The sequence below is a fragment of the Kitasatospora sp. NPDC093102 genome (assembly GCF_040683915.1).
GTDB lineage: Bacteria > Actinomycetota > Actinomycetes > Streptomycetales > Streptomycetaceae > Kitasatospora.
Genome location: NZ_JBFBFA010000005.1, coordinates 124589 through 149183 on the forward strand (window position 1 = coordinate 124589; position 24595 = coordinate 149183).

A 24595-nucleotide genomic window follows, 5' to 3' on the forward strand; every position below is an offset into this window, starting at 1 on the left:
CGAGCATCGGCCAAGACGGTGATCTCTCTATTCGTCCTGCGTGAGCTGCAAGGGCTCGTTTTCGGCTGGCGGAAGGACTTGGAGGATCTCGCCGGAAGACGTCATGAGGTAGCGAACCTCGGTGTCGCCATCGATTTTGGGCGGGGAGACTCGGGCACGGAACCGCTCTTGTCGCGTCGCCACTGACTTGTCGGAGTCGCGCCAACGGCCCTTGAGCTCAACCTGGGCGAGGCGTTCGGTCAGTTCGGTCGCCACCGCATCGGCGTCCTCCAACTGATGAACCTGCGACCCCACGAGCCTCCGCAGTGCGGCGTAAGGATTGGCGGGATCCGCGAGCGCTAGCGACGCCGCGTAGGTAACCAGTGCCTTGCGTCGCATCGCTATCGCGGCTCGCGCCAAGTGAAGCTCCCGGATGAACTGGTCGACCTCCTTCTCCTTGCCGCCAAGGGTCTCCTCCAGGCGGCGGTAGTCGACCTTGCCGTCGTCGTCCACCAGCTCGTCGATGACGCCGCGGTGCTTCTCCAAGAATTGCTGAGAGGTATAGAACTCGTCGTCCGCACTCTTCAGGGCGAGTTCAAGATTCGGCTTGCCGCCGTCAAGCATCAGGCTGATCGCGCGGGACAGCTGAGCATCGGCCGATCGTTGATCCGTGATCCGTTTGTTGTAGGCCCGTTCCTCCTGGCGGCTCAGGATGGCTTCAACTCGGCGTTGGTGCGCCCTCTGTTCACGCTGAGCCACCATGTCTACCGCTAGGACGGTTCCGGCGACGGCCAGCACCGGCCAACCTGCCACGAGTGCTCCTCCAGCAGCGACGGGCTTCAGAACGGCATGTGCTGTCTTGCCGCCGCTGCGAGAGAACCCTCTGAACCCGGAAGTTCCGGCGGCCTTGACGAGCTCTGTACCCTTTGGCAGCACCACCCGGAACAACGTCGGGCTTTTCGGCTTGATGGCCTCCACGATCCCGACCATTGCCTGCTGAGCCGTCGCGTTCACGGGCCCAGTCCGGAACTTCGCGACCTCCGCCTCGCTGACCGGGTAGTACTCGACAGCAACTGGCGCCGCTGCGGCTTCGAGCGCATCCCAGATCGCGCCGGACGTCGAGCCGACGGATCGGAGAACGTCCTCGGGGACCAGAAGCCCTTCGGGCGGGAACTCGGTCCGAACTCCGACCTCTGCCGCGGCGCTTGGTGCGGTGTGCCCGCCCGAGGCGGCGGTGGTGCCTCGCGAGAATCTCCAGAGCAGCCACGCGGTGACAAGCACTGCGATGGCGATGACGGCGACCAGCTCAACGGGCATTGATATCAAGCCAAGTCACGTCCTTCGACAGGCTGTGGTGGTTGGTTCAAACGGCCCCCGAGCATAGCGAGGATCGCCGCCATACCGGGATCGCGCTCGCGTTGAACGGGGCACGGGAACCTCGACCTCCTACCCAGTAACTACAGCGGCACCCCGGGTGACCAGGCCGAGCACCTGAAGGAGGCGGCTTGTCAGGGGTTCCTGGCAGGATGCTGTGTCATGGGTGGGGGATCCGAAAGTGACGAGGCATACGTCCTCGACCTCTGCGACGAGTATCTCGGTGAGGTCGCGCAGCGGCAGCACCGCTTCGACTGGCTACGCGGCGACCCCGGCGCTGACGGGCGCCGCGTCAAGCTGCCTGTCGACGGCTACTGGCCCCAGCGCAAGCTCGTGGTGGAGTACCGAGAGCGCCAGCATGATGAAGCGGTCCCGTTCTTCGATAAACTGGACCGGTTGACCGTCAGCGGCGTTCATCGTGGTGAGCAGCGCGCCCTCTACGACGCCCGCCGCGACACCGAGATTCCCGCGCACAAGCTTCGCCTCGCGATCATCCGCCCGGATGACCTCGATGCCGATGCGCGGGGTCGCCTGCACCGCCGGGACCGGCAGGCGGACCTGGTGGCGATCGACGCGCTCCTTACGCCCGTGCTTGAGGCGTGGCCCAGCGACGAGGACCGGGTCGTCGATGCGTTCCGCACCTGGCTCACCGATGCCGGCTGGACCGTCGTGCCGCCGACCGACTCGTACACCGACCTCGAAGCAGAACGGGACGGCGAACGCATCATCGCCGAAGCGAAAGGGCACACGAGCCAGCCCGGCATCGACGCCGACATCGCCTACGGACAGCTACTGCGCCGGATGACCGCACCCAGAGTGAGCGTGCGGTACGCGCTCGTCGTCCCAACGTCAGGCCTTTCGCACGCCCTCCGCGTGCCGGAGCACGTCCGCGCGAGGCTGGGCATCGCCGTCTACGAGGTGACGGCCGACGGAACAGTCACCGCACACGGAGCGTGATCACAACAAGGACCGCGACAGCCGGACCGGCGGGTCGCCACCATCCGGTCCGGCTCCCTACGTCGGCCGCCCGGTCCTTGGAGAAGCGGGCGAGTGGCACCGTTCAGCTATCGCCGGGCTGACGAGCCGCGAGGTAGTCGGACCAGCTGTTCCGTGCGTACTGAGCCCAGCGGTTGGCGCTGCTGGACGTGATGCCGAAGAGATCGCTGACGACGATGGGTGGCAACACGCTGACCGCTTCGATCATGGCTGTGTTGCGGGCTGAGAGGCTGGGCAGGTCGTGCTGGTTCATCAGGTTTTGGAGCCTGGCCGAGCTCAGGGGCCTGCTCGCCGGTCGGCCAGGAAACAGGAAGCGGGGTGTGCCGGGTGCGGGCTGGCGGAACATTGAGTCGCCGGCCGGCCGGCTGATCTGCTCTTCGATGAGCCGGGCCAGCTTGGGAGGCGGCAGGACGGGATTGCGGTCGAGGGTGAGGTAGGCGGCGCCGGTCTCGTCCCGGTGGAAGCGGTTGGTGGTGAGCTCGAGGATCCGGGTGGTCGGCAGGGCGTAGAGCCGGACGAGGGCACCAATGATCCGAACCCCGCACCTCGACATCGCGCCCGTCGGCACCTCACCGGAACACCTTCAGGTCGGTCATCCATGTCCCTCGCACGATCGTACGGAGTGGCCAATCCGACTCGTCGTCGGCGGAGAGCTGTTCGGTGCGGCCGTCGTGGACCTCGACGGGGACAGTGGCGGTCGTCGCGGCTTGCTCGGCGAGTCGGCGCAGGCGGGGCTCGGGTTCGACAGCGAGGACGTGCTGGACGGCCTTCGGGTAGTGGCGGAAGTTGGCACCGGGGCCGACACCGATCTCCAGGAAGCGTCCGGAGGTGTCCATGAGCAGTTCTCGGCGGTGTTCGAGGCCGCCGTGTGCGTCAGCGTAGGCGTTGACGCGCGGGTAGAAGCGGGCGAACAGCGGGTGCCGTGTCCGGGATGGCATCGCACCTCCTGGCGGTGGCGGAGGCGTGCCCTGGCATCGAAGGCCGGGCGGCCGCTTCCCAGTGTGCGCCGCGGGTGGTTGCTCGTCGGCCTGTACGGGCGATGGCTGACCCGTATCCCGTCGGTTGGACGCTCGGTTTGCGGGACGCTGGTCAGTCGCGGTGACCGGGGCGGACAGCCCCTCTCGCGATCGGCTCGGTCCGGCGGGGTGTCCTGTTCTGGTCCAGCTCCCGTTGGCGGGCTGGTAGTGGCGTAGGCGCAGGCTGTTGCTGACGGCGAAGACCGAGGAGCGGGCCGTCGCGGCGCTGGCAACGGTCAGCACCCGCACTCCTCCCCACAGCACGCCTCAATGCCCTCGCGCGCGGCGAGAACTGCGACGAGCAGGCCGACAGCCGGGTGGAGCCGCCGCAGGCCGAACAGATTGTTGGCGCGCAGGTCGACGAGGGCGGACGCGGTCGGGATCCGGACGATCCAGTCCGGCGTCCTCCCCGGGAACGCGGCCGGCCTCGCCGTCCACGCCAAGGCGGGCTTTCGGGGCATCGGCACCCGCGAGCGCATCGCCCGCCACCACGGCACCTGGCGGGACACCGTGCTGATCGAGCGCTGCGGCCCGGCGGTCGCCTGACGGAACGCCGGACGACGGCGGGTCGCCGGAACATTCCTGAGCAAAAGGGGTGGCGAGTTCGGGTTCGCGCGGAGGATCGTGCATCGATGGCCATCGACATCGAGTGGGCGTGCGCCGAGTTCGCCCGGTTTCTGGAGGTTCGTGGCCGGCGGGCGGGCTGTCTAGCGACTTGCGACGCCTTTCGATAACATCGCCGAATGGCGATGAAAACTACTGTGTTCGATGCCGATCGACTGGAGCTTGCTCCGGCCGCGGCGCTGTTCCGCTCGCTCGGTGATCCGGCCCGCCTGGCGATCGTGCGGCGCCTGGCGACGGGCGAGGCCCGGGTGGTCGATCTGGTCGAGCAGCTCGGGCTGGCCCAGTCGACGGTGTCCAAGCATCTGGCGTGTCTGCGCGAGTGCGGGCTGGTCGATTCGCGCCCGGTGGGCCGGGCCTCGGTCTTCACCCTCGCCCAGCCCTCGCTGGTCGCCCTGCTGCAGGCGGCCGAGCCAGTGCTGGAGGCCACCGGTGACGCGGTCACCCTCTGCCCCACCTATGGCAACCCGGGTGGAGACAACGGATGAGCGCCCCCGTCACCGGCCGTGAGGAACCGGCCATGGTCGAGAAGCCCGGCAGCTGCCACTGCGAGCCCGGCTGCACCGATGCTTGCTGCCGGCCGCCTGTCGAGCGGGACGCCGCCTGGCACGCTGCCGCGCGCAAGGCCAGGCTGCTGTCCTGGCTGAGCTTGGGCTACATGGCCGCCGAGGGCGCGGTCGCCATCATCGCGGCCGTGCTGGCAGGCTCGGTCGCCCTGCTCGGCTTCGGCCTGGACTCGGTGATCGAGGGCCTCGCCTCCGTGATCATCGTCTGGCGGTTCAGCGGCACCCGGACCCTGTCCGAGGACTCCGAGGCCAAGGCCCAGAAGGCGGTCGCGGTCACGTTCTTCCTGCTCGCCCCGTACGTTGCCTACGACGCCATCTCCACGCTCGCGGCTGCTGAGCACCCGTCGACCAGCTGGCTCGGCATCGTGCTGTCCGTCTCCTCGCTGATAGTGATGCCGTTGCTGGGCCGGGCCAAGCGCCGCCTGGGGAAGGTGCTCGACTCCGGGGCCACCACCGGCGAGGGCACCCAGAACCTGCTGTGCGCCTACTTGGCCGCCGCCGTCCTGGTCGGCCTGCTCGCCAACACGCTGTTCGGTCTGTGGTGGCTCGACCCGGTCATCGGCCTGCTGGTGGCCGGGCTCGCGGTCCGCGAGGGCATCGGGGCATGGCGTGGTGAGGAGTGCGGCTGCTGACCAGAGCAGCAACAAGAGGCGACGACGGTCACCGATGGCCGGGGCCGCGCGTTCCCACGGGGAGACACGGCCAGGCACCGCAGTCCGTCCATTGCTCCGAACGCGGCAACGCGCGTCGGAACACCCGTCGCTCTGCGCTTGACAGGCCTGGGCGGCGAGTGGAGCCGGACAGAGCTCCGGCGGCCGAATCTCCTGCGATCGGTCAGCGCAGTAGGTCGGTGGTCTCGGTGACGGCCTGGCGGGCGGTGCGGCCGACGCCGATGAGGGTGGCGGAGGCGGGGCCGGTCCAGTCGCCGTAGCCGAGGAGGTGGACGCGCGGGTCGGAGACCGCGCGGGTGCCGGTGGTGGCGATTCGGCCGCGTTCGCCGGCGCGCAGGGTCAGTGGGGCGACGCGGGTGTGCCGGGTGCCGTCGTCGGTGTGAACGAGCAGGCCCCTGTCCCCGGCGTCGGTCACCGAGGTGACGGAGACCGGGCGGTGGACGGGGAGTTCGTAGCGCTTCTCGTACTCGGCCAGGTACTCGGTGACGTGCTCGGCGCCCGGCCACAACTGTCCCGCTTGGCCCGGCATGGGGCGGCCGGGGAGCGGAGAGTAGGCGGCGGGGGAGAACAGGCGCAGGCTCTCCCAGTAGTGCTGCCAGGCGCCGCCCGGTGCCTCGGCAGCGTCCAGGACCGCGAAGTCGAGTCCGGCGCGCCGCAGGTAGTAGCCGGCGGCGAGCCCGGCCTGGCCGCCGCCGATCACCACCACGTCGGTCGTTGCCGTCACGAAGGGATCCCCGCGCCGGATTCCACGGGTGCCGCGCAGGGCGGGCGCAGGATCTGACGGACCACCGTCTTGTCGGCCGGGCCGAGTACCGGCCCGCGCCGCAGTGCCGCGGCCTCGGTGCGGGCGTGGTCGGCGCAGACGCCGGCGCCGCAGCTGCGACAGACTCCGACGGCGGTGCTGGTCGTGTGTGCCGAACGGCACCCCAGGCAGTGCATGGGGGTCAGGATTCCTTTGCTGCCGTGGTGACGGCGGCGGGGGTGAATCGCTTGCGCCAGGCCAGGGAGACGTAGACGAGGGCGATGAGGACGGGCACCTCGATGAGGGGGCCGACGACGCCGGACAGGGCCTGGCCGGAGGTGACGCCGAAGGTGGCGATGGCCACGGCGATGGCGAGTTCGAAGTTGTTCCCGGCGGCGGTGAAGGCGAGGGTGGCGGTGCGGTCGTAGGCGAGGCCGAGGGCCTTGCCGAGCGCGAAGGTGCCGAACCACATGATCGCGAAGTAGGCCAGCAGCGGCAGGGCGATGCGGGCCACGTCCAGCGGCTGAGAGGTGATCGTCTTTCCCTGGAGGGCGAAGAGGATCACGATCGTGAACAGCAGGCCGTACAGGGCCCAGGGGCCGATCTTCGGCAGGAACTTCTGCTCGTAGGTCTCGCGGCCGAGCTTCTGCTCGCCGAGGCGGCGGGTGAGGAAGCCGGCCAGCAGCGGGATGCCGAGGAAGATCAGCACATTGGCGACGATCTTGGCGACGGAGAAGTGCAGGCCGTCCTGGTGGAGGCCGAGCCAGCCGGGCAGGACGTCGAGGTAGAACCAGCCGAGCACGCCGAACATGACGACCTGGAAGACGGAGTTGAGGGCGACGAGGACGGCGGCGGCCTCGCGGTCGCCGCAGGCGAGGTCGTTCCAGATGATGACCATGGCGATGCAGCGGGCGAGTCCGACGATGATCAGGCCGGTGCGGTACTCGGGGAGGTCGGGCAGGAAGAGCCAGGCCAGGGCGAACATGACGGCGGGGCCCAGCACCCAGTTGATCACCAGGGAGGAGGCCATCAGCTTCTTGTCGCCGGTGACGGTGTGCAGGCGGTCGTAGCGGACCTTGGCGAGCACCGGGTACATCATGACCAGCAGGCCGAGGCCGATGGGCAGGGAGACGCCGCCGACCTCGACCTCGGCGAGGGCGTCGTTCAGGCCAGGGATCAGGCGGCCGAGGCCGAGTCCGAGGCCCATGGCGAGCAGGATCCACACCGCGAGGAAGCGGTCCAGGAAGGAGAGCTTGCCGACCAGTCCGGCCTCGGGGTGGTCCGGGGGAGCGGTGGTCCTGGTGGGGGTCACGGGCAGGATCTTTTCGAGTCGGTGTTGGCGCGGGCGGTGGAGGCGAGGTCGCCGAGGAGGTCGGCGAGGCTGTCCAGGGCGTCGGGGCGGAGCTTGTAGTAGGTGAAGCGGCCGCAGGGCTCGGTGTCGACCAGTCCGGCCTCGCGAAGGATCTTGAGGTGGTTGGACAGGTTGGTCTGCCGGGCGCCGGTCTCCTCGACCAGGTGGCTGGTGCACAGGGCCTCGCGGGCGAGCAGGGTGAGGATCCGCATCCTCAGCGGGTCAGCCACGGCCTTCAGCACGTCCACCGGGCTATTCGCATCACTCTCTACTGACATCACCATGTAGTGATACGTTAGTCGATGGCGTCGGCAGTTCCAAGCCCACCGCCGAGTTCGTGAGTCGAACGGCCCCCGGGCGCCGCCGCTGCAAGGGCCGTCGCGCCGCTGGGGGTCGGGTGCGGGCATCTCGTGCATTCGGTACGGACGTTCATGCTTGGCGCGGGGCCGGGCTGCCGTGGTCGCCCGGAACTGGACACAGGCCGGGGCGCCTTGATGAACGGGCCGGTGCGGGTGGGTGTCGACGATGGCGCCGTCATGTGAGCGGCAGGGCGAGCCCGCTCTTGCTCGCTCGCTACGGTCCTGAATTCTGCGCCAACGGCGCCCCTGCCGTCGGAAGGCCGGCTGCGTGCGCCCTCTCAAGGGCGGGCGCCAGTCGTGGCGGGATCGGCTTCAGGGCCGGCACTCGAAGACTCCGTGCACCGCGCTGCTTCCGCAGAAGGGTGTCCGTCTATCGAGTGCCGGCCCTGGGAGACGTGGTCAGTCCCGGGCGCGGCTCAGGATCCAGACGCCGTAGGCGTCGTTCGCGGGGTGCAGCTGGTAGGTGCCCGCCCGCAGGTCGACGCGCAGTCCGGCGGCGGTCAGGTCCGCCTCGAACTCCGCCGCCGTGTAGTTCCGGGCGTGCGGCGGCGGGTCCTGGAGGTGGAAGCCGACCAGGATGCGGCCGTTCTCGCCGAGCACGTCGCGCATCGCGCCCAGCGCCCTGCGTTCCGTGCCCTCGGCCAGGTAGACGATGACGTTGCCCACGCAGACGACCAGGTCGAACGGGCCGTCCTCGGGGCCGAGGTCGAGGATGTCGCGCTCCTCGATCGGCAGCTCGGGGTAGGTCTCCCGGGCCTGCCGGACCAGGGCCTCGTCGGGTTCGATCGCGACCACGTCGTGCCCCCGCTGCCGGAGCGCGGCGGCCACCCGGCCCATGCCGGCGCCGGCGTCGAGCACCCGGGCGCCGCGCGGCAGGAGCGTGTCGGCGAGCCGGGCCTCGCCGTCGACGTCCTCGCCGGCGGAGATGAGTTCGGCGAACCGCCGGCCGAAGTTCCCGCTCTGCCCCGCCTCCTGCCAGCGGGTTCGCCGCGTCGTCATCGGTAGGGGCTCTCCGTTTGGCAGCGTGATCCTGTCCATGTCCCGAATCCTAAGGTGACACCGCTGGTGCGGGTCATGGCCACTGAGGCGCCTGCCACGGGCCCTGGCGCGTGCGGTCCCGGTCGCTCGCCGGGCGGCCGGTGGCGCACCGCTCCCGACCTGCCGAACGGAGTGCCCGTGGTGGAGGAGACCCTGGAGCGGCGCACCGGGCCCCGCCGACCTGCTCGCCGCCTGCCTGCTCAAGAACGTCGAACGCTCCGGCCGGCTGCTGCCCTTTCGCTACCACCGGCGCCGAGGCCGACGTGCAGGTCCGCCGCCAGGATGCCCCGCCCCGCTTCACCGCCCTCACCTACGAGCTGCGGCTGGTCGCCGACGAGCCCCAGCGCCGGATCGACCTGCTCCACCAGAACCTGCTCCGGTTCGGCACCGTCTACAACACCCCGGCCGCCGCGTGCGACATCGACGGCACCGTCGTGCCCGTCGCCCCGCCTGCTGGGTGAGCACGACCCGGGGCGATCCGGGCAAGCTCATCGCCGTCGTTCACATCACTATCGACTGACATCATCATGTGGTGATACGTTTGTCGATGTCGGCGGCTGCTCCGAGCCGACCGCCGGGTCCAGCAGCGCAAACGGTCTGCGGACACCGCAACTGCCGCAAGGCCGTGCCGCAGGCATGACCGCCTCCGCCCGGTCGTGTCGTGCGACACCCGTCTCCGAGGAAGAGCGAGATGACCACCTCCCCCGCAGCCTCCGTGCTGTTCGTCTGCGTCCACAACGCCGGCCGCTCCCAGATGGCCGCCGGCTTCCTCACCCACCTCGCGGGCGACCGCGTCGAGGTCCGCTCCGCCGGTTCCATGCCCGGCGACCAGGTCAACCCGTCCGCCGTCGCCGCCATGGCCGAGGTCGGCATCGACATCTCGGCCCAGAAGCCGAAGATCCTCACCGCCGAGGCCGTCCAGGCATCCGACTATGTGATCACCATGGGCTGCGGTGACGCCTGCCCGTACTTCCCCGGCAAGAAGTACCTCGACTGGAAGCTGGAGGATCCGGCGGGCCAGGGTGTCGAAGCCGTCCGTCCGATCCGCGACGAGATCAAGACCCTCATCGAGAACCTGATCGCCGAGATCGACGCCAAGCAGATGGAGGGCTGACCGAGTGAGCGACGTCCGGAACATGATCATCATCGGTTCCGGCCCGGCCGGGTCACGACGTCGAGTTCGTCGCCTCCGCCGCCGACCGCGTCGTGGTCATGGCCGAAGGTGAGATCGTCGCCGACGGACCGACCGCCGAGGTCATCGTCGCCTCGCCCACCTTCGCCCCGCAGACCGCCAAGATCATCGCCCCACTCGCCTATCTGACGACACGGCAGGTCGCCGAGGCCCTCGAACCGGCGGAGGCCGACCGATGACCGCCGTCCGGATCCCCGGCCGGGCCCGCATCGTCGTCGCCCTGGTCGCCTTCATCGGCCTGGTCGCCTTCACCTGGCCGTTCGTCGTCGCCCCCGGAAAGCTCGGTTCCAACTACGCCCCGCCGCTGATCTTCGGTGCCCTGCTCGTCCTGGTGCTCGCCGTCGTCATCGCGGAGATCTCGGCCGGCGGCATCGACGCCAAGGCCCTCGCCATGCTCGGCGTCCTGTCCGCCGTCAACGCCGGGCTCCGACCCCTCGGTGCCGGGACCGCCGGAGTGGAGACGGTTTTCTTCACCCTCGTCCTGGCCGGCCGCGTCTTCGGCCCCGGCTTCGGATTCACCCTCGGCTGCACCTCACTGTTCGCCTCTGCCCTGCTCACCGGCGGCGCTGGGAGGTGTCCATGCTGGCCGCCTACGGCGCGTTCTCCGGTTACCTGTTCGGCTTCCTGCTCAACCTGTCCTTCTGGCCGTTCTCCACCGATTCGAACAGTTCCATCGCCTACCTCCCCGGCCTGCCCTTCACCGAACAGTGGCACCGCTACCTGCTCTTCGACCTGGCCACCTCGCTCGGCTGGGACACCGGCCGGGCCGTCACCACCTTCACCGCCGCCCTGCTCGTCGTCGGGCCGGCCGTCCTGACCGTCTTCCGCTGCGCGGCCCGGCGTGCCAACTTCGAGCCCACCGTGCGCTTCGAGGCCCCGCACGGTCCGGACGGCACGGTAGGGCCGCAAACCGCCGCGCAGCCCGCTGGGCAGGCGCACTCCTGAACCGAAAGGCCAACCATGGTGCCCAAGCCCGCGAAGCACCGGACGATGGCCTCGCTGGAGAGCCTGGTGGGCGCCGCCCGCCTGCTGCGTGAGGAACCGGCCGGCTGACGCGCCAGTGTGGGATCACAAGGGGCGGGCACGGCGGCATGCGCCGTGCCCGCCCCGGTGCAGAGCAGAGGAGCGCGTCGCACCATGGCACGTCCCGCCGGGCGCAAGATCTTCGCCCACGTCTAGCTGCGCCGGCTGCGCCGAGAGCACGGCATGAACCAGGTCGAACTGGCCCACGAGCTCGGCATCTCGACCAGCTACCTCAACCAGATCGAGCACAGCCAGCGCCCGCTCACGGCTGCCGTGTTGCTGCGGATCTCCGAGGTGTTCGGCGTGGACCCGGAGTTCTTCTCCGAGGCTGACGAGGAACGGCTCGCCACCGACCTGCGCGCCGCCCTCGCGGACGAGGCGTGCGGCGCTCCCGTCGCGACGGAGGACATCGCGGAGGTGAGCCGGGACCATCCCGACGTCGCGCGGGCGCTCGTCACGCTGTACCACCGCTAGCGGGAAGCGGCCACCAGGGTCGCCGAGATCGGCGACCCCGTTGGAACCGCCGCGCTGAGTCCCGCCGAACCCCACGACGAGGTACGGGACTTCTTCTACGCGCACCACAATCACATCGCCGCCCTGGACGAGGAGGCCGAGCGCACCGCGGCCACGCTCGCGGTGACTACGGCGGGCCGCCTCGCTGCCGCGCTGGTGGCCGAACTCGGCGAACGGCACGGCGTGCGGGTGGTCGACGCGGACCGCCGGCAGCAGGCGAGCTGCTCCTCGCGCGGCAGGCGGTCGGCGCTGGGGTGGACACGGACGTGATGCTCGATCACGGGACTCCTCGTGAGCGTCGGGACTGCCCTGACGGGCTCGTGCGCTCCAGGCTGCCGCGCCGGCGGGCGGGGATCCAGCAGGCCAATCTGCGGAATCCGGACACCTCCGCGCTGCGAATCCGCGGATCCCGCGGATCGGTCTCGGAAGGCTGGGATCCACGAGGCCTCATCAGCCGGTGATCACCGCACGTCGCCGCTGGACCGAGCCGGCCCGACCCCCCTGCCTGTGAGGTGATCACAGCGAACAGCCTGGTGTCCGAGATTCGGCGACCCGCCGTCCTCCGGTCAGCGTGGTCGGAGGACGGCTCGTGTCGCCACCTGCTGGTGTGGAAGGCCGGTCCGGGCCGGCGGATGGTCAGCAGCGCGGTGCTGGGCGGCGGGATCGGCGAGTGCGGCTGGGTGGTGAACGCCCAGGTCCGGCCGGGCTACAGCCGCATGGACCCGGAGCGGCACCTGGCGGAGCTGGCGGAGGCCGAGGGTCTGCGCGGGCCGGCTGTCGGGCTGATGACCGCTGCGGAGGTCGACGACTGCACTTGGGGCGAGGACGGCGGTGCCGTCGCTCTGGTGACGACCGGTATCGGCGTCCCGACCTGGGGCGCAGCAACCGAGCCTCGGCTGTGCGCTCGCCGGTGCAGAACCGGGCGTCGCGCTCGTCCACGTCGCTGGTCAGCAGGTTGGCGGCGAGTGGACTGAGGTGCGGCGGTGGTGGGAGACCGGAGGGCCGCCGCGACCGCCATCGCCTGCGCCGCACTGGCCGGCTCGGCCGGGGCGGGGGTGCGCGGCAACCGGTTCCTCCCTTGTCAGTGCTGGCGCAGCTGGGACCTCATGGTCGGCACGATCTGACCGCCCGTGTCATGGTGCCCGCGGCCGAGGTGGATCGGGCCTTCGACGATCTCCTGTCGGCGCGCCTGCTGCAGGCGACGGTCGTCCACGTCGGCGGTCGGCAGGAAGTTCTGACCATCACCCCGTCGGGCGAGTCCGCCCTGGACGTGCTCCACACCGATGCGTCGGCGGCGCAGGATGGCCTGCTGGCGTCCTTGACGAAGGGGCAGCGCATCGAGCTCAGTTCGGCACCGGGCGCGGGGTCGCTCGGTGCTTCGTGAGCGGCGCCCCGTCGGCGCCGTCGAGGGTGAGGAGGAGGTCTGCGTGGGCCGAGAGCAGGGGCAGATCGTGGCTGACGAGGACGACGGCGAGGCCCTGGTCGGTTCGTAGGCTGCGCAGGAGTTCCATGATGCCGTCGGCGGTGTCGGCGTCGAGGGCGGAGGTGACCTCGTCGCAGAGCAGGACGTCGGGTTCGGCGGCCAGGGCGCGGGCGATGGAGACGCGTTGGCGCTGCCCGCCGGAGAGTTCGTGGGGGTGGCGGTCGGCGTGGTCGGGGGTGAGGCCGACTGCGGTGAGCAGTTCGGCGACGCGAGCGTCGCACCGGTCGGCGGGTCGTATGAAGTGGAGCTTCAGCGGGCGCGTGAGGGTGGCGCCGACGGTGTGGGCGGGGTTGAGGGCGCCGAGCGGGTTCTGCGGGACGAGTTGGATGCGGCGGCGTTGGCCGCGGGTGCGCCGCCGGTAAGAGGAAGCCAGGAGTTCGCCGCCGAGGGTGATCCGGCCGGCCTCGGGGCGGTGGAGGCCCGCGAGGGTGCGCAGCAGGGTGGTCTTGCCGCATCCGGAGGGGCCGGTGATCCCGGTCAGCGTGCCGGGCTGCAGTGCGAGGTCGAGGCCGGCGAAGACCTGGTGGCGGCTTCGGCCGGTGCCGACCCGGGCGTCGAGTGCCTTCACCTCGACGACGGGCACCGTACTGATGGAGACGCGAGCCGGTGCGGGCACCGGGGGCGTTGCGGACGTGCTCGGGGTCGTGACCGGACGATGGGGCCACAGGGCGAGGACGTCGTCGGCGCAGCGGGCGACGAAGTCGGAGTCGTGGCTGGTGAGCGCGATGGCGATGTCGTCGCAGTCGGCGATGCCGCGCAGCAGGTCGGCGATGTCGTCGCGCAGGGCGGCGTCCAGGCCGGCGGTGGGTTCGTCGAGGAGGAGGATCGCGGGTCGGCGGGCGAGGGCACGGGCGAGGGCGACGCGCCGCTGCTGCCCGCCGGAGAGGTTCTCGGTCCGGCGGTGTTCGAGGCTTTCGTCGACCGGCAGGCGAACGGCGCGCAGCAGGTCCGTGACGGAGGTACCGCGGCGGTCGGCGGCGGTCTCGCTGATGAGGCGGTTGACGCGCATGCGGGGGTTGAGTCCGGAGCCGGGGTCCTGACCGACGAAGGCGAGCTTGTGGCGGCGCAGCCGGCGCAGCTCCTCGGGCGGGAGGGCGAGGATGTCGTGGCCGAGGACGGTGAGGCTACCGGCGGTGACGCGTGCGCCCGGCGGGAGGGCACCGACGAGGGCGCGCAGCAGGGTGGTCTTGCCGGCGCCGGAGGGCCCGGTGACGGCAGTGACGCGGCCCGGGGTGAGGGTGAGTGTGGCGTCGGTGAGCAGCGGGGTGTCCCCGAGGGTGACGGACAGAGCGGCGGCACGGGCAGCGGGGTCGGTGGTGCTCACAGCGGGGTCTCCGGGGTGGGCCGGGTGGGGGCGAGGGCTTCGGCGGCGAGGTTGACGCTGATGGCGAGCAGACCGATGGCGAGGCAGGGTGCTCCGACGGCCCACGGGTTGAGGGTGAGGCCGGCGGCGTTCTCGCGGATCATCAGCGCCCAGTCGGCTTCCGGGGGCTGGGGGCCGAGTTGGAGGAAGGCGGCGACGGAGACGATGTAGATGCCCTCGACGAAGCGCAGGCCGAACAGGGCGAGGACGGTGGAGCGCAGGTTGGGGAGGACCTCGTGGACGGTGAGGTGCCAGAGGTTCTCGCCGCCCGCGGCCGCGGCTTCGACGAAGCCGGTGGTGGCGACGGGGGCCGCCGCCGCGGCGACGATCCGGACCGCGTAGGGGATGCCGAGGAGGGTGGCTGCGGCTGCGACGGCGAGGCGTCCGCCGCCGGGCCAGGCCAGGGCGATCAGCATGATGGCGAGGACGGACGGAAGCAGGATCGTCAGGTCCGCGGCGCGTTCGATCCACCGCCCGAGGGCCGGACGCAGCACGGCGAGGATGCCGATGGCGGTGGCCGCCGCGGTGACGACGAGGGCGATGGCCAGGGCGGTGGCGATCAGGGGAGCGCCCCCGGCCAGCAGGCGGCTGAGGACGTCGCGGCCGAGCTGGTCGCCGCCGAGCGGAGCGTCGCCACCCGCTTCGGCGTAGGGGAAGGTGACCGGGGCGTCGATCGGGTGCGGGGCGAGGAGCGGCCCGGTGAGTGCAAGGGCGACGAGGACGAGTGCGGGAACCGCGCGGATGAGCACCCGTCGCGTCCGTCGGGTGAAGGGCGCGGGGGTCGCCGTCGGGGCGTCTGCGGTCATCGTCGCTCTTCTCCGAGGGTGGTGGTGCGGACGAGGTCGGCGAGCAGCAGGAGCAGGCTGATGGCGGCGCCGGCCGCGGCCACGACTCCGGCGACGAGCGGGGTGTCGCGGTCGGTGATGGCGCCGGCCAGGACGGCGCCGATGCCGGGGTAGTTGAAGAGGGTCTCGACGACGACCGTGCCGCCGAGGAGCATGCCGGCGGAGGTGGCGATGCCGACGGCGATGGCGGGCAGGGCGCCGGGAAGCATGTGGTGGCTGAGGACGCGTCGGCGCGGCAGGCCGTCGAGGATCGCGGCCTGGACGTGCGGCAGGGCGGCCTGGTCGGCGAGCGCGCCGCGCACGATGCGGGTGTTCCAGCCGATCTGGGGGACCGCCAGGGAGAGCAAGGGCAGGACGATCATCGTCCAGGATTCGGGTCTGCCGTCCGGGCCGGTGAGGGTGACGGCGGGCAGCCAGCCGGTCCATTGGGAGAGCAGCAGGAGCAGGCCGACGGAGACGACGAACTCCGGGAGGGCGAACGCGGAGGTGGACAGGGCGTCAATGGCCCGGTCGGTGCGCCCGCCCGGGCGCAGCGCGGCCCAGCCGCCGAGGGCGAGGGCGCCGACGGTGCTCAGGACCAGTGCGAGGCCGCCGAGCAAGAGGGTGTTGGGGAAGGGGCCGGCCAGGACATCGGTGACGTGCTGGCCGCGCGCGGTGGTGCCGAGGTCGCCGGTGGGCAGGCCGGTCATCCAGTCCCAGAAGCGCTCGGCGACGGGGCGGTCGAGGCCCATGGCGGTGCGGCGGGCGGCGAGGTCGGCGGCGGTGACGCCCCGGTCGGAGGTCGCGCCGGCGGCGTCGCCCGGGAGGAGCTCGATGGCCGCGAAGACGGCGGCGAGCAGGACGACGAGCATGACCAGGCGTCGGGCGGCCTGCCAGGCGACCCGGCCCGCACCGGGGAGGATGCGGGCCGGGAGGCTTCGGGACGCTCTCGCGTTCACCGGGTGAAGGGTGGTCAACGCGCCAGCCAGGTCTTCTCAAGCTGCACGCGGCCGTAGCCGGGGAGCTTGGGCAGGTCGCGCACGGCCGCGCCGGCGAGGTCGATGCCGTCGGCCATGCCCCACAGCAGGTAGCCGGACTTCGCGAACTCGATCTCCTGGAGCTGGTGGAGCAGCTTGTCGCGCTCGGCGGCGTCGACGGTGCCCATGGCCTTGCGGTAGGTCTCGTCGAAGCCCGGCTCGTTCCAGCCGGACTCGTTCTGGCCCGCGTCCGAGAGCATCGTCTTGGAGGCGAAGAAGACGACCGAGTCGTTGGTGCCCCAGTAGCTGGTGTAGAGCGTGCCCTTGAGCCAGGTGGCGTCCCAGAACACCTTGGAGTCCTGCTTCACCACGTTGATCTTCACGCCGGCCTCGCGGACCTGGGTGGCGAAGAGGGTCGCGGACTCGGCGAGTCCGGCGATGTCCTCGGTGGTGATCAGGTCGTAGGTCTTGGAGGTGTCGAAGCCTGCGTCGGCGAGCAGCTGCTCGGCCTTGGCCAGGTTGCGGGTGCGCTGCGGGACGTCCTTGGCGAAGGCGGGGTCGCCGGTGCCGAGGATGTCGTTGGCGATGCTGCCGTAGCCGGAGAGCACCTGCTTGACCATGGCGTCGCGGTCGACGGCGAGCTTGAGGGCCTCGCGCACCCGTACGTCGGCGAACGGGCCGTCGGCGGTGCGCATGACGATGGGCATCGCCATGTCGTTGGGCCGACGGACGATCTGGACGTCCTTGCGGGCCTCGGCGGTGCGGGCGGCGACGGCACCGACGTTGGAGGCGACGTCGATCTGCCCGGCGAGCAGGGCGTTGGCCATGGCCTGGGGGCTCTCGAACAGACGGACCTCGATGGCGTCGAGGAGGACCTTGCCGCCGTACCAGTTGTCGTTGCGGACCAGGCGGGCGTTGCCGTCGCGGTACCAGTCGAGCTTGAAGGGGCCGGTGCCCGGGGCGCCGGCGACCGCGTCGTCCCTGGTGTCCTTCTTGAGGACGAAGGTGGTCAGGCGGGTCAGCAGCGGCAGGTCGGCGTTGGCGTAGTCGGAGACCAGGACGACGGTCCTGGCGTCCTCGGCCATGATGCCCTCGGGCTGGATGCCGGGCAGCCGGCTCTTGCCGGCCGGGGTGTTGCGCAGCCGCTTCAGTGACCAGACGACGTCGTCGGCGGTGACCGGAGTCCCGTCGTGGAAGGTGGCGCCGTCGGCCAGGGTGAAGCGCCAGGTCTTCAGGTCGTCCGACGGCTTCCAGGAGGCGGCCAGGCGGGGAGCGGTGTTGGTCTTGTCCCCGGGTATCGCGAGCGTGTCGTAGATCAGGCTGATGACGAGGTAGTCGCTCTCGTTGGCCTGGGTGCCGTGCGGGTCCCGGGTGACCGCCGAAGCCTTGCCGAGCGCACCGACCTTCAACGTCCCTCCGGGGCGGGGCTGCTGCCCGGTTCCGCCGGAGGCTGCGGCTTCCTTGGCGTCACCCTTGCCGCCACCGCAGGCGGCGAGCATGCCGATCGCCCCGGCTCCGGCTCCGGCCCACAGCAGCTGTCGTCTGGTGACGCCCACGTTCGATCCTCGTCTCGGGTCCGTGCTCGATTTGCTTAGGGTTACCTACCCTAAATTCAAGACACGTCGCAAGTCGTCCAGTGGGGTGCGCCCCACTTCCGGCCATGCGCCCCCGTTCCCCAATCTGGCTCGTGAGCAGGGAAGTTGTCCCTGTGTGATGCGTGCGCCGCCCCCCGGAGCCGAGACTGCGCAAATGTGGACATCAATCCAGGTAAGGCTTGCCTTACCTGGAACTCGTTGTTACGTTTCCTGTCGTCCGGTCGTTCGAGTCGCCCCGGACCGATGCCCCACGCGCAGCTCCCGTCGCCGTCCCACACCGGCGCGGTGATGCCACGTGCCCGCACCCAGTGCTTCTTCTCCTCTCCTGTCCCCGGAAGGTCCCGCCGTGCCCACCTGCCCTGCCCCGGTACGCCATCTCGACGCCGACGCCGTCGCGGAACTCACCTCCACCGCGGCCAAGTTGCTGGCCTTCCACGGCTCCGCGACCAGCCCCGCCCTGCTGGCCGACCTGCCCGTGACGTGCGCCCGGCTCAGCGAACCGCTGCGTCACCAGCTGCGCCCGGTCGACACCGCCGACGGCCTGTTCGTGCTGCGCGGACTGGAGCTCGACGACGCCGACCTCGGCCCCACGCCCGGTCACTGGTCGACCGTCGGTGACTCCGGCGCGCTCTGGGACGTGGTGCTGCTGCTCGTCTCCACGTTGATGGGCACTCCGATTGCCTGGGACGGCCAGCAGGACGGCCGGTTCGTGCACAACATCGTTCCGTCGCCGGGCCACGAGAGCGAGCAGACCGGGGCCTCCAGTTCCGTCCTGCTCACCCCGCACACCGAGGACGCCTTCCACCCCGGCCGCGCGCACCTGCTGCTGCTGTGCTGCATGCGCAACCACGACGCCATCGCCACCACCGCGGCCAGCGTGCGTCTGGCCGACCTGTCCGACGCCGATGTCGAACAGCTGAAGCGGCCGGTCGCACCGATCCTGCCCGACGACGCCTACGAGCAGGCCCGGAAGTTCGCCGGACGGCCCGCGTTGGTGCCGGCCCTCTTCGAGACGCCCGAGGGCCTGACCATGCGCTACGACCCCGCCTACACCCCACTGGACGACACCGACCAGGACTGGCGCGAGGCGTACGGACGCCTCGGCGAGGAGCTGGCCCGCGTCTCCGTCGCGGTCAGCCTGGAGCCCGGCGACATCCTGGTCGTCGACAACGACATCGTCGTCCACGGCCGCGTCCCGTTCCAGGCCCGCTACGACGGCACCGACCGCTGGCTCAAGCGAGCCTCCGCCCGAGTCGAGGGCCGTCCCACCCGCCCGCTCGCCGAGCACGACGAACACGGCTACGGACAGGCCGCCCTCACCGCCTGGGCCGCCTGAGCCTCCGACCCGACGCCACCTCACCATCTCGAAAGGGCACACCCCCATGGACCGGGACGACACCACCCTGCGCGTACTGTCCACCAGCGACCTCGCAGGCCTGGACATCACCCTCGCCGACGTCGTCGACACCGTCGAACAGGCCTACCGCACCCTGGCCGCCGGCCAGTCCGACAACCCGCGCAAACTCACCGTCAAGCCCGCCGACGGCCACTCCGTCTCCTACGCCATGCTCGGCCGGGACGGCGTGCGCAACGTCGTCGCCATCAAGACCTCCTACAAGCACGGCCTCGACGAGAGCCGCGAGAACCAGCACTACTACACGACGCTGACCATCTACGACGACGTCACCGGCCTGCCCGTCGCCATGATGGACTGCTCTCGCATCGGCTCCCTGCGCACCCCCGCCGTCTCCGCCCTGTTGGCCCGCGAGTGCGCCGCCCCCGATGCGTCCACCGCGCTGGTGATCGGCACCGGCACCCAGGGCCGCCTGGCCCTGCCGTTCCTGCTCACCGCCCTGCCGAAACTGGAACGCCTCCTCCTGTCCGGCACCCACCCCGACGGCATCGCCGCCGTCCGCGCCGAACTCGCCCGGCACTTCCCCGACCGCGAGCTGGAACTCGTCACCGACCTCAAGGCCGCCGCCCGCGACGCCGACGTCATCGTCGCGACCGCCGGCGGACACACCCCCGCCGCCGTCGAGGCCGACTGGCTGAAGCCCGGTGCGGTCTCGATCCTGGTCGGCCACGGCCTCGCCCCCTCCACGCTCCACCAGGCGGACCGGGTGATCGCCACCAGCGAGGCCCAGATGCGCGTCACCGGCACCGACATGGCCGACGCCGACGGCAACCTCCCGGCCGTCGACCTGGAGCTGCCCGTCATCATCTCCGGTGTCTCCAAGGCCCGCACCACCCCCGAGCAGCGGATCTTCGCCTACAACAGCGGACTCGTCGTCACCGACATCGCGCTCGGACACCGCTTCGCCCAACTCGCCACCGACCAGGGCCTCGGCACCGAGGTGGCCCTGTGGCGCTGACCCTGCCCGCCCACCCCGACGCGCTCGCCGAACAGGTCCACGCAAGCGGGCTGCTCCACGAGCTCGCCCACGGCCTCGGCGGCCCCTTCCACTACCTCCTGCCCGAACGCTTCGACGCCAACCTGACCGCGTTCCGCGCAGCCCTCACCGACGCCGGAGTCGAAGGCCGTGTCTACTACGCCAAGAAGGCCAACAAGGCCTCGGTGTTCGCGGACCGGTGCGCCGCCGCGCGCGCGGGCGTCGACGTCGCCTCCCTCGGGGAACTGCGCGACGCCCTCGGTCGCGGCGTGCGCGGCGAGGACCTGGTCGTCACCGGCCCCGCCAAGAACGAGCAGCTGCTGCGCGTCGCCACCCGGCAGGGCGCGCTGATCGCCGTCGACGCCCTCGACGAACTGGAGCGCCTGCTCGGCCTCGACGCCGACCGTCCCGTCCGCGTCCTGTTGCGCCGATACCCGTCGGCTCAGCCGCGCAGCCGGTTCGGCCTGGACGACGCGCAGCTGGACCAGGCCCTGCAGCGTTGCGCCGAGGCCGGGGACGCCGTACGGATGGAGGGCTTCAGCTTCCACCTCTCCGGCTACGCGATCCAGCCGCGCGCCGACCTCGCCGGAGAGCTCGTCGAACTCTGCCTCAAGGCCAGGTCGTTGGGCCTGTGGGCGGACCGGATCAGCATCGGCGGTGGCTTCCCCGTCGACTACGTCGCCGCCGATGCCTGGGACACCTTCCTCACCGAACAGGGCCCCGGGCACTACCACGGCGAGAAGGTCTTCACTTTAGGCGACTTCTACCCGTACCACTCAACCGTCGCCGGCGCGGACGCACTGCGCGCGATCCTCACCGCCCGCCCCGGCGGTACCGGTCCGAGCCTCGCCGAGCGGCTGCGGCAGGCCGGCGTGATGCTCCTGCTGGAGCCCGGCCGCGCCCTGCTGGACCGCGCCGGGTCGTCGGTGTTCCCCGTCCAGGGCGTCAAGGACCGCGCCGGGTACGGCATCGTCACCGTCGACGGCACCAGCCTCAGCCTGTCCGAGCAGTGGTTCAACAGCGAGTACCTGCCCGACCCCGTCCTGCTCAGCGACCACACCGGGCGCGGGGGGCAGCCGTACCAGGCGTGCGTGGGCGGGGCCAGCTGCCTGGACTCCGACCTGCTGACCTGGCGCAAGATCGCCTTCCCCGCCCGGCCCCGCGTGGGCGACCTGCTCGTCTACCCCAACACCGCGGGCTACCAGATGGACTCCAACGAGTCCCCCTTCCACGAGCTCCCGCTGCCGCCGAAGGTCGTCATCGACCACCACGGCGACCGCCCGCGCTGGCACCTCGACCGCTGACCCCCGCCCCACCGTCCCCACGGAGCCCTGCCATGACCGACGTCCTGAACCGCCCCCCGGTGGTCAGCCGGATATCCGACCTCATCGGCTACACCCCGCTGTTCGAACTCGCCCGCGCCGACAACGGCGCCCGGCTGCTCCTGAAGCTGGAGATGTTCAACCCCACCGGCAGTGCCAAGATCCGTATGGCCCGCCAGATGGTCCTCGACGCCGAGGAACGCGGCGACCTGCGCGAAGGCGGCCACATCATCGAGTCCACCTCCGGCAACACCGGCCTGGGCCTGGCCGTCGTCGCCGCCGAACGCGGCTACCGCTTCACCGCCGTCGTCGACAACCACGCCGCCGCCGACAAGCTGTACGGCATGAAGGCCATGGGCACCGAACTCGTCTACGTCGACGCCGACACCGACGGCGAGGAACTCCACACCGCGGCCCGCGAGGAACTCGCCGAGGAGATGGCCCGCGGCAAGGACAACACCTTCTTCACCGAGCAGCACAACAACCCCAGCAACGCGGTCGGCTACTACGCCGTCGGCCGCGAGATCGCCCAGGCACTGGGCAACCGGGTCGACGTGCTGATCGGCGCCGTCGGCACCGGCGGCGGCCTGTGCGGGACCGCCCGCGAGCTCAAGCACTCCGTACCCGACGTCGCCGTCGTGGGCGTCGAGCCGAAGGGCTCGATCGCTTTCGGGCCGCCCGCCCACGACTACTACCAGTCCGGCACCGGTACCCCCGAGGGCGCCACCATCGGCCTGCTGGTGGACTACGACCTCATCGACGAGGGAGTGAAGGTCGGCGACATCGAGGCCTTCGCCACCGCCCGCGTCGTCGCCCGCCGCACCGGCCTGCTCATCGGCGGCTCCGCCGGAGGCGTTGTCCACGAGGCCCTGAACCGTCTGCAGACCCTGGCACCGGATGCCGTTATGGTCGCCTTCATCAACGACGGGGGCGAGAAGTACATGGACACCGTCTTCAACGACGACTGGATGAACGCCCGCGCACTGCTCGACGAGGCCGTGGAGGCCGACATCGACGAAACGCTCACCAAGCTCCGCAGGCCCTGACTTCCGAGAAACGTGACACCCACGATGCAGCAGCTAGCCACCCTCGCCCGCGACAGCCGCGCCCTCGCCGCCCTCGCCGTCCCGCTCGCTCTCACCCAGCTCGCCCAGGTCGCCCTCACCACCACCGACACCATCATGATGGGCGTGCTCGGCACCGAGACCCTGGCGGCCGGCGGCCTCGCCCTGGTCATCTTCAACCAGCTGCGCACCATGGGTGTCGGCCTCGTCACCTCCGTCGGCAACCAGGTCGCGGCCGCCGCCGCGCGCACGGAGCGGGACGAGGGTGCGGCCGACGACGGTGACGAGGTGCGCGGCCTGGTCCGGGCGGCGATGGCCGTCGCCACCCTGGCCGGCATCGCGGGTGCCGTCCTGATGGTGCTCATCGGCCAGACCGCCACCTGGCTCGGTCAGGACGCGGTGGTCGCCCGCCGTGCCCAGGGCATGCTCGCTGCGCTGGCGCCGGGTCTGCTGCCCTGCCTCTGGTTCCAGGCGATCCGTCAGTTCACCGTCGGCATGCGCCGCCCCCAGGCCCTGCTCCAGATCACCGTCGCCTCCGTTGCCGTCAACGCTGGACTCAACTGGATATTCATCCACGGCACTTGGGGCCTGCCCAAGCTTGGCCTCACCGGCATCGGCGTCGCCACCAGCAGCGTCTACCTGCTCTCCTTCCTCGCCCTCTACACCTCAGCCCGCCGTGACCCCCAGCTCGCACCGCTGCTGAGCCTGGACTTCTGGCGCGCCGACGCACCCACCGTGCGCCGCCTGCTCGGCCTCGGCACCCCGATCGCCGCCACCTACGGCTCCGAGGCCGGCTTCTTCTCCGTCACCGCCCTGCTTGCCGGCAGCTTCGGCGCCGCCGCGCTCGCCGCCCACACCGCCGTCAACCAGCTGATCTACATTGTCTTCCAGGTCGCCGTCGGCCTCTCCCACGCGGCCTCCATCAACGTCAGCCGCGAACTCGCCCTCGGCGAGTACGCCGCAGCCCGCCGGATCAAGAACACCGCACTCGCCTGCGGAGCCGCCGTCACCACCTTCGTCGGCATCGCCTACCTCGCGGTGCCCGAGCTCGTCCTGCGGCCCTACTTCGACCCCGGTGCGGCCGCCGACCAGCAGGGGCTGCAGATCGCCACCGGACTCCTGGTCGTCGTCGCCGTGCTCCAGTTCTTCGACTGCGCCCAGAACATCGGCGTTGGCCTGCTGCGCGGCCTCGACGACACCAAGAGCGGCTTCCGCATCACCCTCATCGGCTACTGGCTCGTCGGCCTGCCCGCCGCGTGGCTCTTCGCCTACCCCCTCGGCGGCGGGACCCGCGGCCTGTGGCTCGGCCTGCTCATCGGCCTCGCCACCACCGCCGTCCTCCTGCTGCGCCGCTACGGCCGCGCTCTGTCCGCCAAGGCCGTCGCCTCGCCCGAAGCGGCCGTCGCAGGCTGAGCCGAATCGCATCCCGAAGGCCGTGGTCACCGCCGCCAGCCGCCGGTACGTCCAGCCCGCATTCGGGGAACGACAGGCTGGTGTCGTCGTCCTGTTCGTCGACAGGCTCGTCGCCGTCGGTGGTTTCGGTCGGACGTCCGGACGGGCGGCTGATAACGGCCTCTGCGACACTCGGCGCATGGACGGCCTCGAACGATGCCGTCCATGCGGGGCTCTGCTCCGCCGCAGGTTCGCGCTGGAATCCACCACGCTGGTGTGGATCGTGGTCGGCATCGTGGTGCTCGCGGCGGCCGCGATCTCCGCCCGCGCTGCGGCACTGGGCGGACTCGGCATGACTCCCTGATCGAGATCGGCGCCTCGACCGTGGTGGTCCGGGAACTGAGCGAAATCAGGGCAACGGGAATGCGTCAGGGCTCCGGGTGAGGCGCCGGACACGAAACCGCCCTCCGCGCCACCGATGGCCCGGTGGTGCGGAGGGCTTCGCGTTGCGGTCGGTCAGCCGGCCTTCTCGACGCGGGCGGCCCGGCAGGGGGGAACCCGAGGGCCGCGCCCTGGTGGGGCACGACGGGGAAGCCGCTGTCGCCGGGGCGGAAGCACAGGTTCTCGCGGTAGCCGGGGAAGGCCGGGATGTGCGGTTCTTCCGCGTCCTGGCGACGAGTTCGGCGGCGAGGCGGGTGGTGGGCCCCGTTTCGGCGTCCTTCAGGTATCGGGCGGCGCCGTCCG

25 protein-coding genes and 5 pseudogenes are annotated in these 24595 nt (G+C 71.0%); 18 read left to right on the forward strand and 12 right to left on the reverse strand.

Translation table 11 applies throughout. The features are described 5' to 3' along the window. Positions 1-27: 27 nt before the first annotated feature. Positions 28-1296, reverse strand: a complete 1269-nt coding sequence (locus AB0O11_RS09855) for a hypothetical protein (RefSeq protein ID WP_363383740.1) — start codon at positions 1294-1296, stop codon at positions 28-30. A 219-nt stretch (positions 1297-1515) separates the two neighbouring features. On the opposite strand from AB0O11_RS09855, the gene AB0O11_RS09860 reads away from it, so the two are divergent. Then, positions 1516-2310, forward strand: a complete 795-nt coding sequence (locus AB0O11_RS09860; RefSeq protein WP_363383742.1) for a hypothetical protein — start codon at positions 1516-1518, stop codon at positions 2308-2310. A 103-nt stretch (positions 2311-2413) separates the two neighbouring features. Here AB0O11_RS09860 and AB0O11_RS09865 read toward each other — a convergent pair whose 3' ends face one another. Then, positions 2414-2917 carry a hypothetical protein gene (locus AB0O11_RS09865; RefSeq protein ID WP_363383744.1) on the reverse strand — a complete coding sequence of 168 codons (504 nt, stop codon included), beginning with the start codon at positions 2915-2917 and terminating at the stop codon, positions 2414-2416. 1 nt (position 2918) lies between these two features. After that, on the reverse strand, positions 2919-3287 hold the full coding sequence (locus tag AB0O11_RS09870) for a methyltransferase domain-containing protein (protein ID WP_363383746.1): 369 nt from the start codon (positions 3285-3287) through the stop codon (positions 2919-2921). A gap of 456 nt (positions 3288-3743) precedes the next feature. Between AB0O11_RS09870 and AB0O11_RS09875 the strand changes: the two are divergent. The 3 genes and pseudogenes from AB0O11_RS09875 to AB0O11_RS09885 form a co-directional block, all read left to right on the forward strand. After that, positions 3744-3911: pseudogene (locus tag AB0O11_RS09875) on the forward strand (N-acetyltransferase); the annotation flags it as partial. Positions 3912-4108: 197 nt separating this feature from the next. Further along, positions 4109-4474, forward strand: coding sequence for a metalloregulator ArsR/SmtB family transcription factor (locus AB0O11_RS09880; RefSeq protein WP_363383747.1), 366 nt, complete (start codon positions 4109-4111; stop codon positions 4472-4474). Next, positions 4471-5184: a cation transporter gene (locus AB0O11_RS09885; protein ID WP_363383748.1), complete on the forward strand. Its 714-nt coding sequence runs from the start codon at positions 4471-4473 to the stop codon at positions 5182-5184. The genes AB0O11_RS09880 and AB0O11_RS09885 overlap by 4 nt, the downstream gene beginning before the upstream one ends. A gap of 202 nt (positions 5185-5386) precedes the next feature. Here the strand turns inward: AB0O11_RS09885 and AB0O11_RS09890 are convergent, their stop codons facing one another. The 5 genes from AB0O11_RS09890 to AB0O11_RS09910 form a co-directional block, all read right to left on the reverse strand. Further along, entirely contained in the window at positions 5387-5947 is a 561-nt protein-coding gene (locus AB0O11_RS09890) for an FAD-dependent oxidoreductase (RefSeq protein WP_363383750.1), read from the reverse strand. Beyond that, on the reverse strand, positions 5944-6162 hold the full coding sequence (locus AB0O11_RS09895; protein WP_363383752.1) for a DUF2180 family protein: 219 nt from the start codon (positions 6160-6162) through the stop codon (positions 5944-5946). Before AB0O11_RS09895 ends, AB0O11_RS09890 begins: the two co-directional genes overlap by 4 nt. A gap of 5 nt (positions 6163-6167) precedes the next feature. Then, positions 6168-7277, reverse strand: a complete 1110-nt coding sequence (gene arsB, locus AB0O11_RS09900; RefSeq protein WP_363383753.1) for an ACR3 family arsenite efflux transporter — start codon at positions 7275-7277, stop codon at positions 6168-6170. After that, on the reverse strand, positions 7274-7600 hold the full coding sequence (locus AB0O11_RS09905) for a metalloregulator ArsR/SmtB family transcription factor (protein WP_363383755.1): 327 nt from the start codon (positions 7598-7600) through the stop codon (positions 7274-7276). The genes arsB and AB0O11_RS09905 overlap by 4 nt, the downstream gene beginning before the upstream one ends. A gap of 474 nt (positions 7601-8074) precedes the next feature. Continuing rightward, the gene (locus tag AB0O11_RS09910; protein WP_363383757.1) at positions 8075-8674 is read right to left on the reverse strand and encodes a class I SAM-dependent methyltransferase; all 600 of its coding nucleotides are present in this window, start codon (positions 8672-8674) and stop codon (positions 8075-8077) included. A 302-nt stretch (positions 8675-8976) separates the two neighbouring features. Here AB0O11_RS09910 and AB0O11_RS09915 point away from each other — a divergent pair, with 302 nt between their 5' ends. From AB0O11_RS09915 to AB0O11_RS09950, 8 genes and pseudogenes are all read left to right on the forward strand, one after another. Continuing rightward, positions 8977-9174, forward strand: a complete 198-nt coding sequence (locus AB0O11_RS09915) for a hypothetical protein (RefSeq protein ID WP_363383759.1) — start codon at positions 8977-8979, stop codon at positions 9172-9174. Between the two features lie 230 nt (positions 9175-9404). Beyond that, positions 9405-9827: an arsenate reductase ArsC gene (locus AB0O11_RS09920; protein WP_363383761.1), complete on the forward strand. Its 423-nt coding sequence runs from the start codon at positions 9405-9407 to the stop codon at positions 9825-9827. A 53-nt stretch (positions 9828-9880) separates the two neighbouring features. Continuing rightward, positions 9881-10084: pseudogene (locus tag AB0O11_RS09925) on the forward strand (cobalt ABC transporter ATP-binding protein); the annotation flags it as partial. Further along, positions 10081-10850: pseudogene (locus tag AB0O11_RS09930) on the forward strand (ECF transporter S component). The pseudogenes AB0O11_RS09925 and AB0O11_RS09930, both read left to right, overlap by 4 nt. Before the next feature lie 234 nt (positions 10851-11084). Beyond that, positions 11085-11642, forward strand: a pseudogene (locus AB0O11_RS09935) (helix-turn-helix domain-containing protein); the annotation flags it as partial. 431 nt (positions 11643-12073) lie between these two features. Continuing rightward, positions 12074-12265 (forward strand): annotated as a pseudogene (locus AB0O11_RS09940) (adenosylcobinamide amidohydrolase); the annotation flags it as partial. Between the two features lie 162 nt (positions 12266-12427). Further along, on the forward strand, positions 12428-12565 hold the full coding sequence (locus AB0O11_RS09945; RefSeq protein ID WP_363383763.1) for a hypothetical protein: 138 nt from the start codon (positions 12428-12430) through the stop codon (positions 12563-12565). Between the two features lie 11 nt (positions 12566-12576). Next, a complete protein-coding gene (locus AB0O11_RS09950) occupies positions 12577-12825 on the forward strand; it encodes a hypothetical protein (protein WP_363383764.1) in 249 nt (82 codons plus the stop codon). On the opposite strand, the gene AB0O11_RS09955 is transcribed toward AB0O11_RS09950, so the two are convergent. The 4 genes from AB0O11_RS09955 to AB0O11_RS09970 form a co-directional block, all read right to left on the reverse strand. Further along, entirely contained in the window at positions 12785-14248 is a 1464-nt protein-coding gene (locus AB0O11_RS09955) for an ATP-binding cassette domain-containing protein (RefSeq protein WP_363383766.1), read from the reverse strand. The two genes, AB0O11_RS09950 and AB0O11_RS09955, sit on opposite strands and share 41 nt — an antisense overlap. Then, positions 14245-15093 carry an ABC transporter permease subunit gene (locus tag AB0O11_RS09960; protein ID WP_363383768.1) on the reverse strand — a complete coding sequence of 283 codons (849 nt, stop codon included), beginning with the start codon at positions 15091-15093 and terminating at the stop codon, positions 14245-14247. Before AB0O11_RS09960 ends, AB0O11_RS09955 begins: the two co-directional genes overlap by 4 nt. Continuing rightward, positions 15090-15983 carry an ABC transporter permease gene (locus AB0O11_RS09965; protein WP_363384000.1) on the reverse strand — a complete coding sequence of 298 codons (894 nt, stop codon included), beginning with the start codon at positions 15981-15983 and terminating at the stop codon, positions 15090-15092. The genes AB0O11_RS09960 and AB0O11_RS09965 overlap by 4 nt, the downstream gene beginning before the upstream one ends. A 101-nt stretch (positions 15984-16084) precedes the next feature. Beyond that, entirely contained in the window at positions 16085-17644 is a 1560-nt protein-coding gene (locus AB0O11_RS09970; RefSeq protein ID WP_363383769.1) for an ABC transporter substrate-binding protein, read from the reverse strand. A gap of 385 nt (positions 17645-18029) precedes the next feature. On the opposite strand from AB0O11_RS09970, the gene AB0O11_RS09975 reads away from it, so the two are divergent. The 6 genes from AB0O11_RS09975 (at position 18030) to AB0O11_RS10000 (ending at position 24215) form a co-directional block, all read left to right on the forward strand. Beyond that, the gene (locus AB0O11_RS09975; RefSeq protein WP_363383770.1) at positions 18030-19019 is read left to right on the forward strand and encodes a TauD/TfdA family dioxygenase; all 990 of its coding nucleotides are present in this window, start codon (positions 18030-18032) and stop codon (positions 19017-19019) included. Between the two features lie 46 nt (positions 19020-19065). After that, positions 19066-20055, forward strand: a complete 990-nt coding sequence (locus tag AB0O11_RS09980) for an ornithine cyclodeaminase family protein (protein WP_363383772.1) — start codon at positions 19066-19068, stop codon at positions 20053-20055. Next, complete coding sequence (locus AB0O11_RS09985; RefSeq protein WP_363383774.1) at positions 20046-21377, forward strand: Y4yA family PLP-dependent enzyme; 1332 nt, start codon at positions 20046-20048, stop codon at positions 21375-21377. The genes AB0O11_RS09980 and AB0O11_RS09985 overlap by 10 nt, the downstream gene beginning before the upstream one ends. A 32-nt stretch (positions 21378-21409) precedes the next feature. Beyond that, a complete protein-coding gene (locus AB0O11_RS09990) occupies positions 21410-22441 on the forward strand; it encodes a cysteine synthase family protein (protein WP_363383776.1) in 1032 nt (343 codons plus the stop codon). A gap of 24 nt (positions 22442-22465) precedes the next feature. Then, entirely contained in the window at positions 22466-23872 is a 1407-nt protein-coding gene (locus AB0O11_RS09995; protein WP_363383778.1) for an MATE family efflux transporter, read from the forward strand. Positions 23873-24050: 178 nt separating this feature from the next. Continuing rightward, a complete protein-coding gene (locus AB0O11_RS10000) occupies positions 24051-24215 on the forward strand; it encodes a hypothetical protein (RefSeq protein WP_363383779.1) in 165 nt (54 codons plus the stop codon). Positions 24216-24595 lie beyond the last annotated feature (380 nt).

Bases quoted from the DNA above. Each gene is read 5' to 3' on its own strand.
- AB0O11_RS09855 (WP_363383740.1), bottom strand. From the start codon at position 1,296: ATGCCCGTTGAGCTGGTCGCCGTCATCGCCATCGCAGTGCTTGTCACC.
- AB0O11_RS09860 (WP_363383742.1), top strand. From the start codon at position 1,516: ATGGGTGGGGGATCCGAAAGTGACGAGGCATACGTCCTCGACCTCTGC.
- AB0O11_RS09870 (WP_363383746.1), bottom strand. From the start codon at position 3,287: ATGCCATCCCGGACACGGCACCCGCTGTTCGCCCGCTTCTACCCGCGC.
- AB0O11_RS09880 (WP_363383747.1), top strand. From the start codon at position 4,109: ATGGCGATGAAAACTACTGTGTTCGATGCCGATCGACTGGAGCTTGCT.
- AB0O11_RS09885 (WP_363383748.1), top strand. From the start codon at position 4,471: ATGAGCGCCCCCGTCACCGGCCGTGAGGAACCGGCCATGGTCGAGAAG.
- AB0O11_RS09895 (WP_363383752.1), bottom strand. From the start codon at position 6,162: ATGCACTGCCTGGGGTGCCGTTCGGCACACACGACCAGCACCGCCGTC.
- AB0O11_RS09905 (WP_363383755.1), bottom strand. From the start codon at position 7,600: ATGGTGATGTCAGTAGAGAGTGATGCGAATAGCCCGGTGGACGTGCTG.
- AB0O11_RS09910 (WP_363383757.1), bottom strand. From the start codon at position 8,674: ATGACGACGCGGCGAACCCGCTGGCAGGAGGCGGGGCAGAGCGGGAAC.
- AB0O11_RS09920 (WP_363383761.1), top strand. From the start codon at position 9,405: ATGACCACCTCCCCCGCAGCCTCCGTGCTGTTCGTCTGCGTCCACAAC.
- AB0O11_RS09950 (WP_363383764.1), top strand. From the start codon at position 12,577: ATGGTGCCCGCGGCCGAGGTGGATCGGGCCTTCGACGATCTCCTGTCG.
- AB0O11_RS09960 (WP_363383768.1), bottom strand. From the start codon at position 15,093: ATGACCGCAGACGCCCCGACGGCGACCCCCGCGCCCTTCACCCGACGG.
- AB0O11_RS09965 (WP_363384000.1), bottom strand. From the start codon at position 15,983: ATGCTCGTCGTCCTGCTCGCCGCCGTCTTCGCGGCCATCGAGCTCCTC.
- AB0O11_RS09980 (WP_363383772.1), top strand. From the start codon at position 19,066: ATGGACCGGGACGACACCACCCTGCGCGTACTGTCCACCAGCGACCTC.
- AB0O11_RS09990 (WP_363383776.1), top strand. From the start codon at position 21,410: ATGACCGACGTCCTGAACCGCCCCCCGGTGGTCAGCCGGATATCCGAC.
- AB0O11_RS09995 (WP_363383778.1), top strand. From the start codon at position 22,466: ATGCAGCAGCTAGCCACCCTCGCCCGCGACAGCCGCGCCCTCGCCGCC.
- AB0O11_RS10000 (WP_363383779.1), top strand. From the start codon at position 24,051: ATGGACGGCCTCGAACGATGCCGTCCATGCGGGGCTCTGCTCCGCCGC.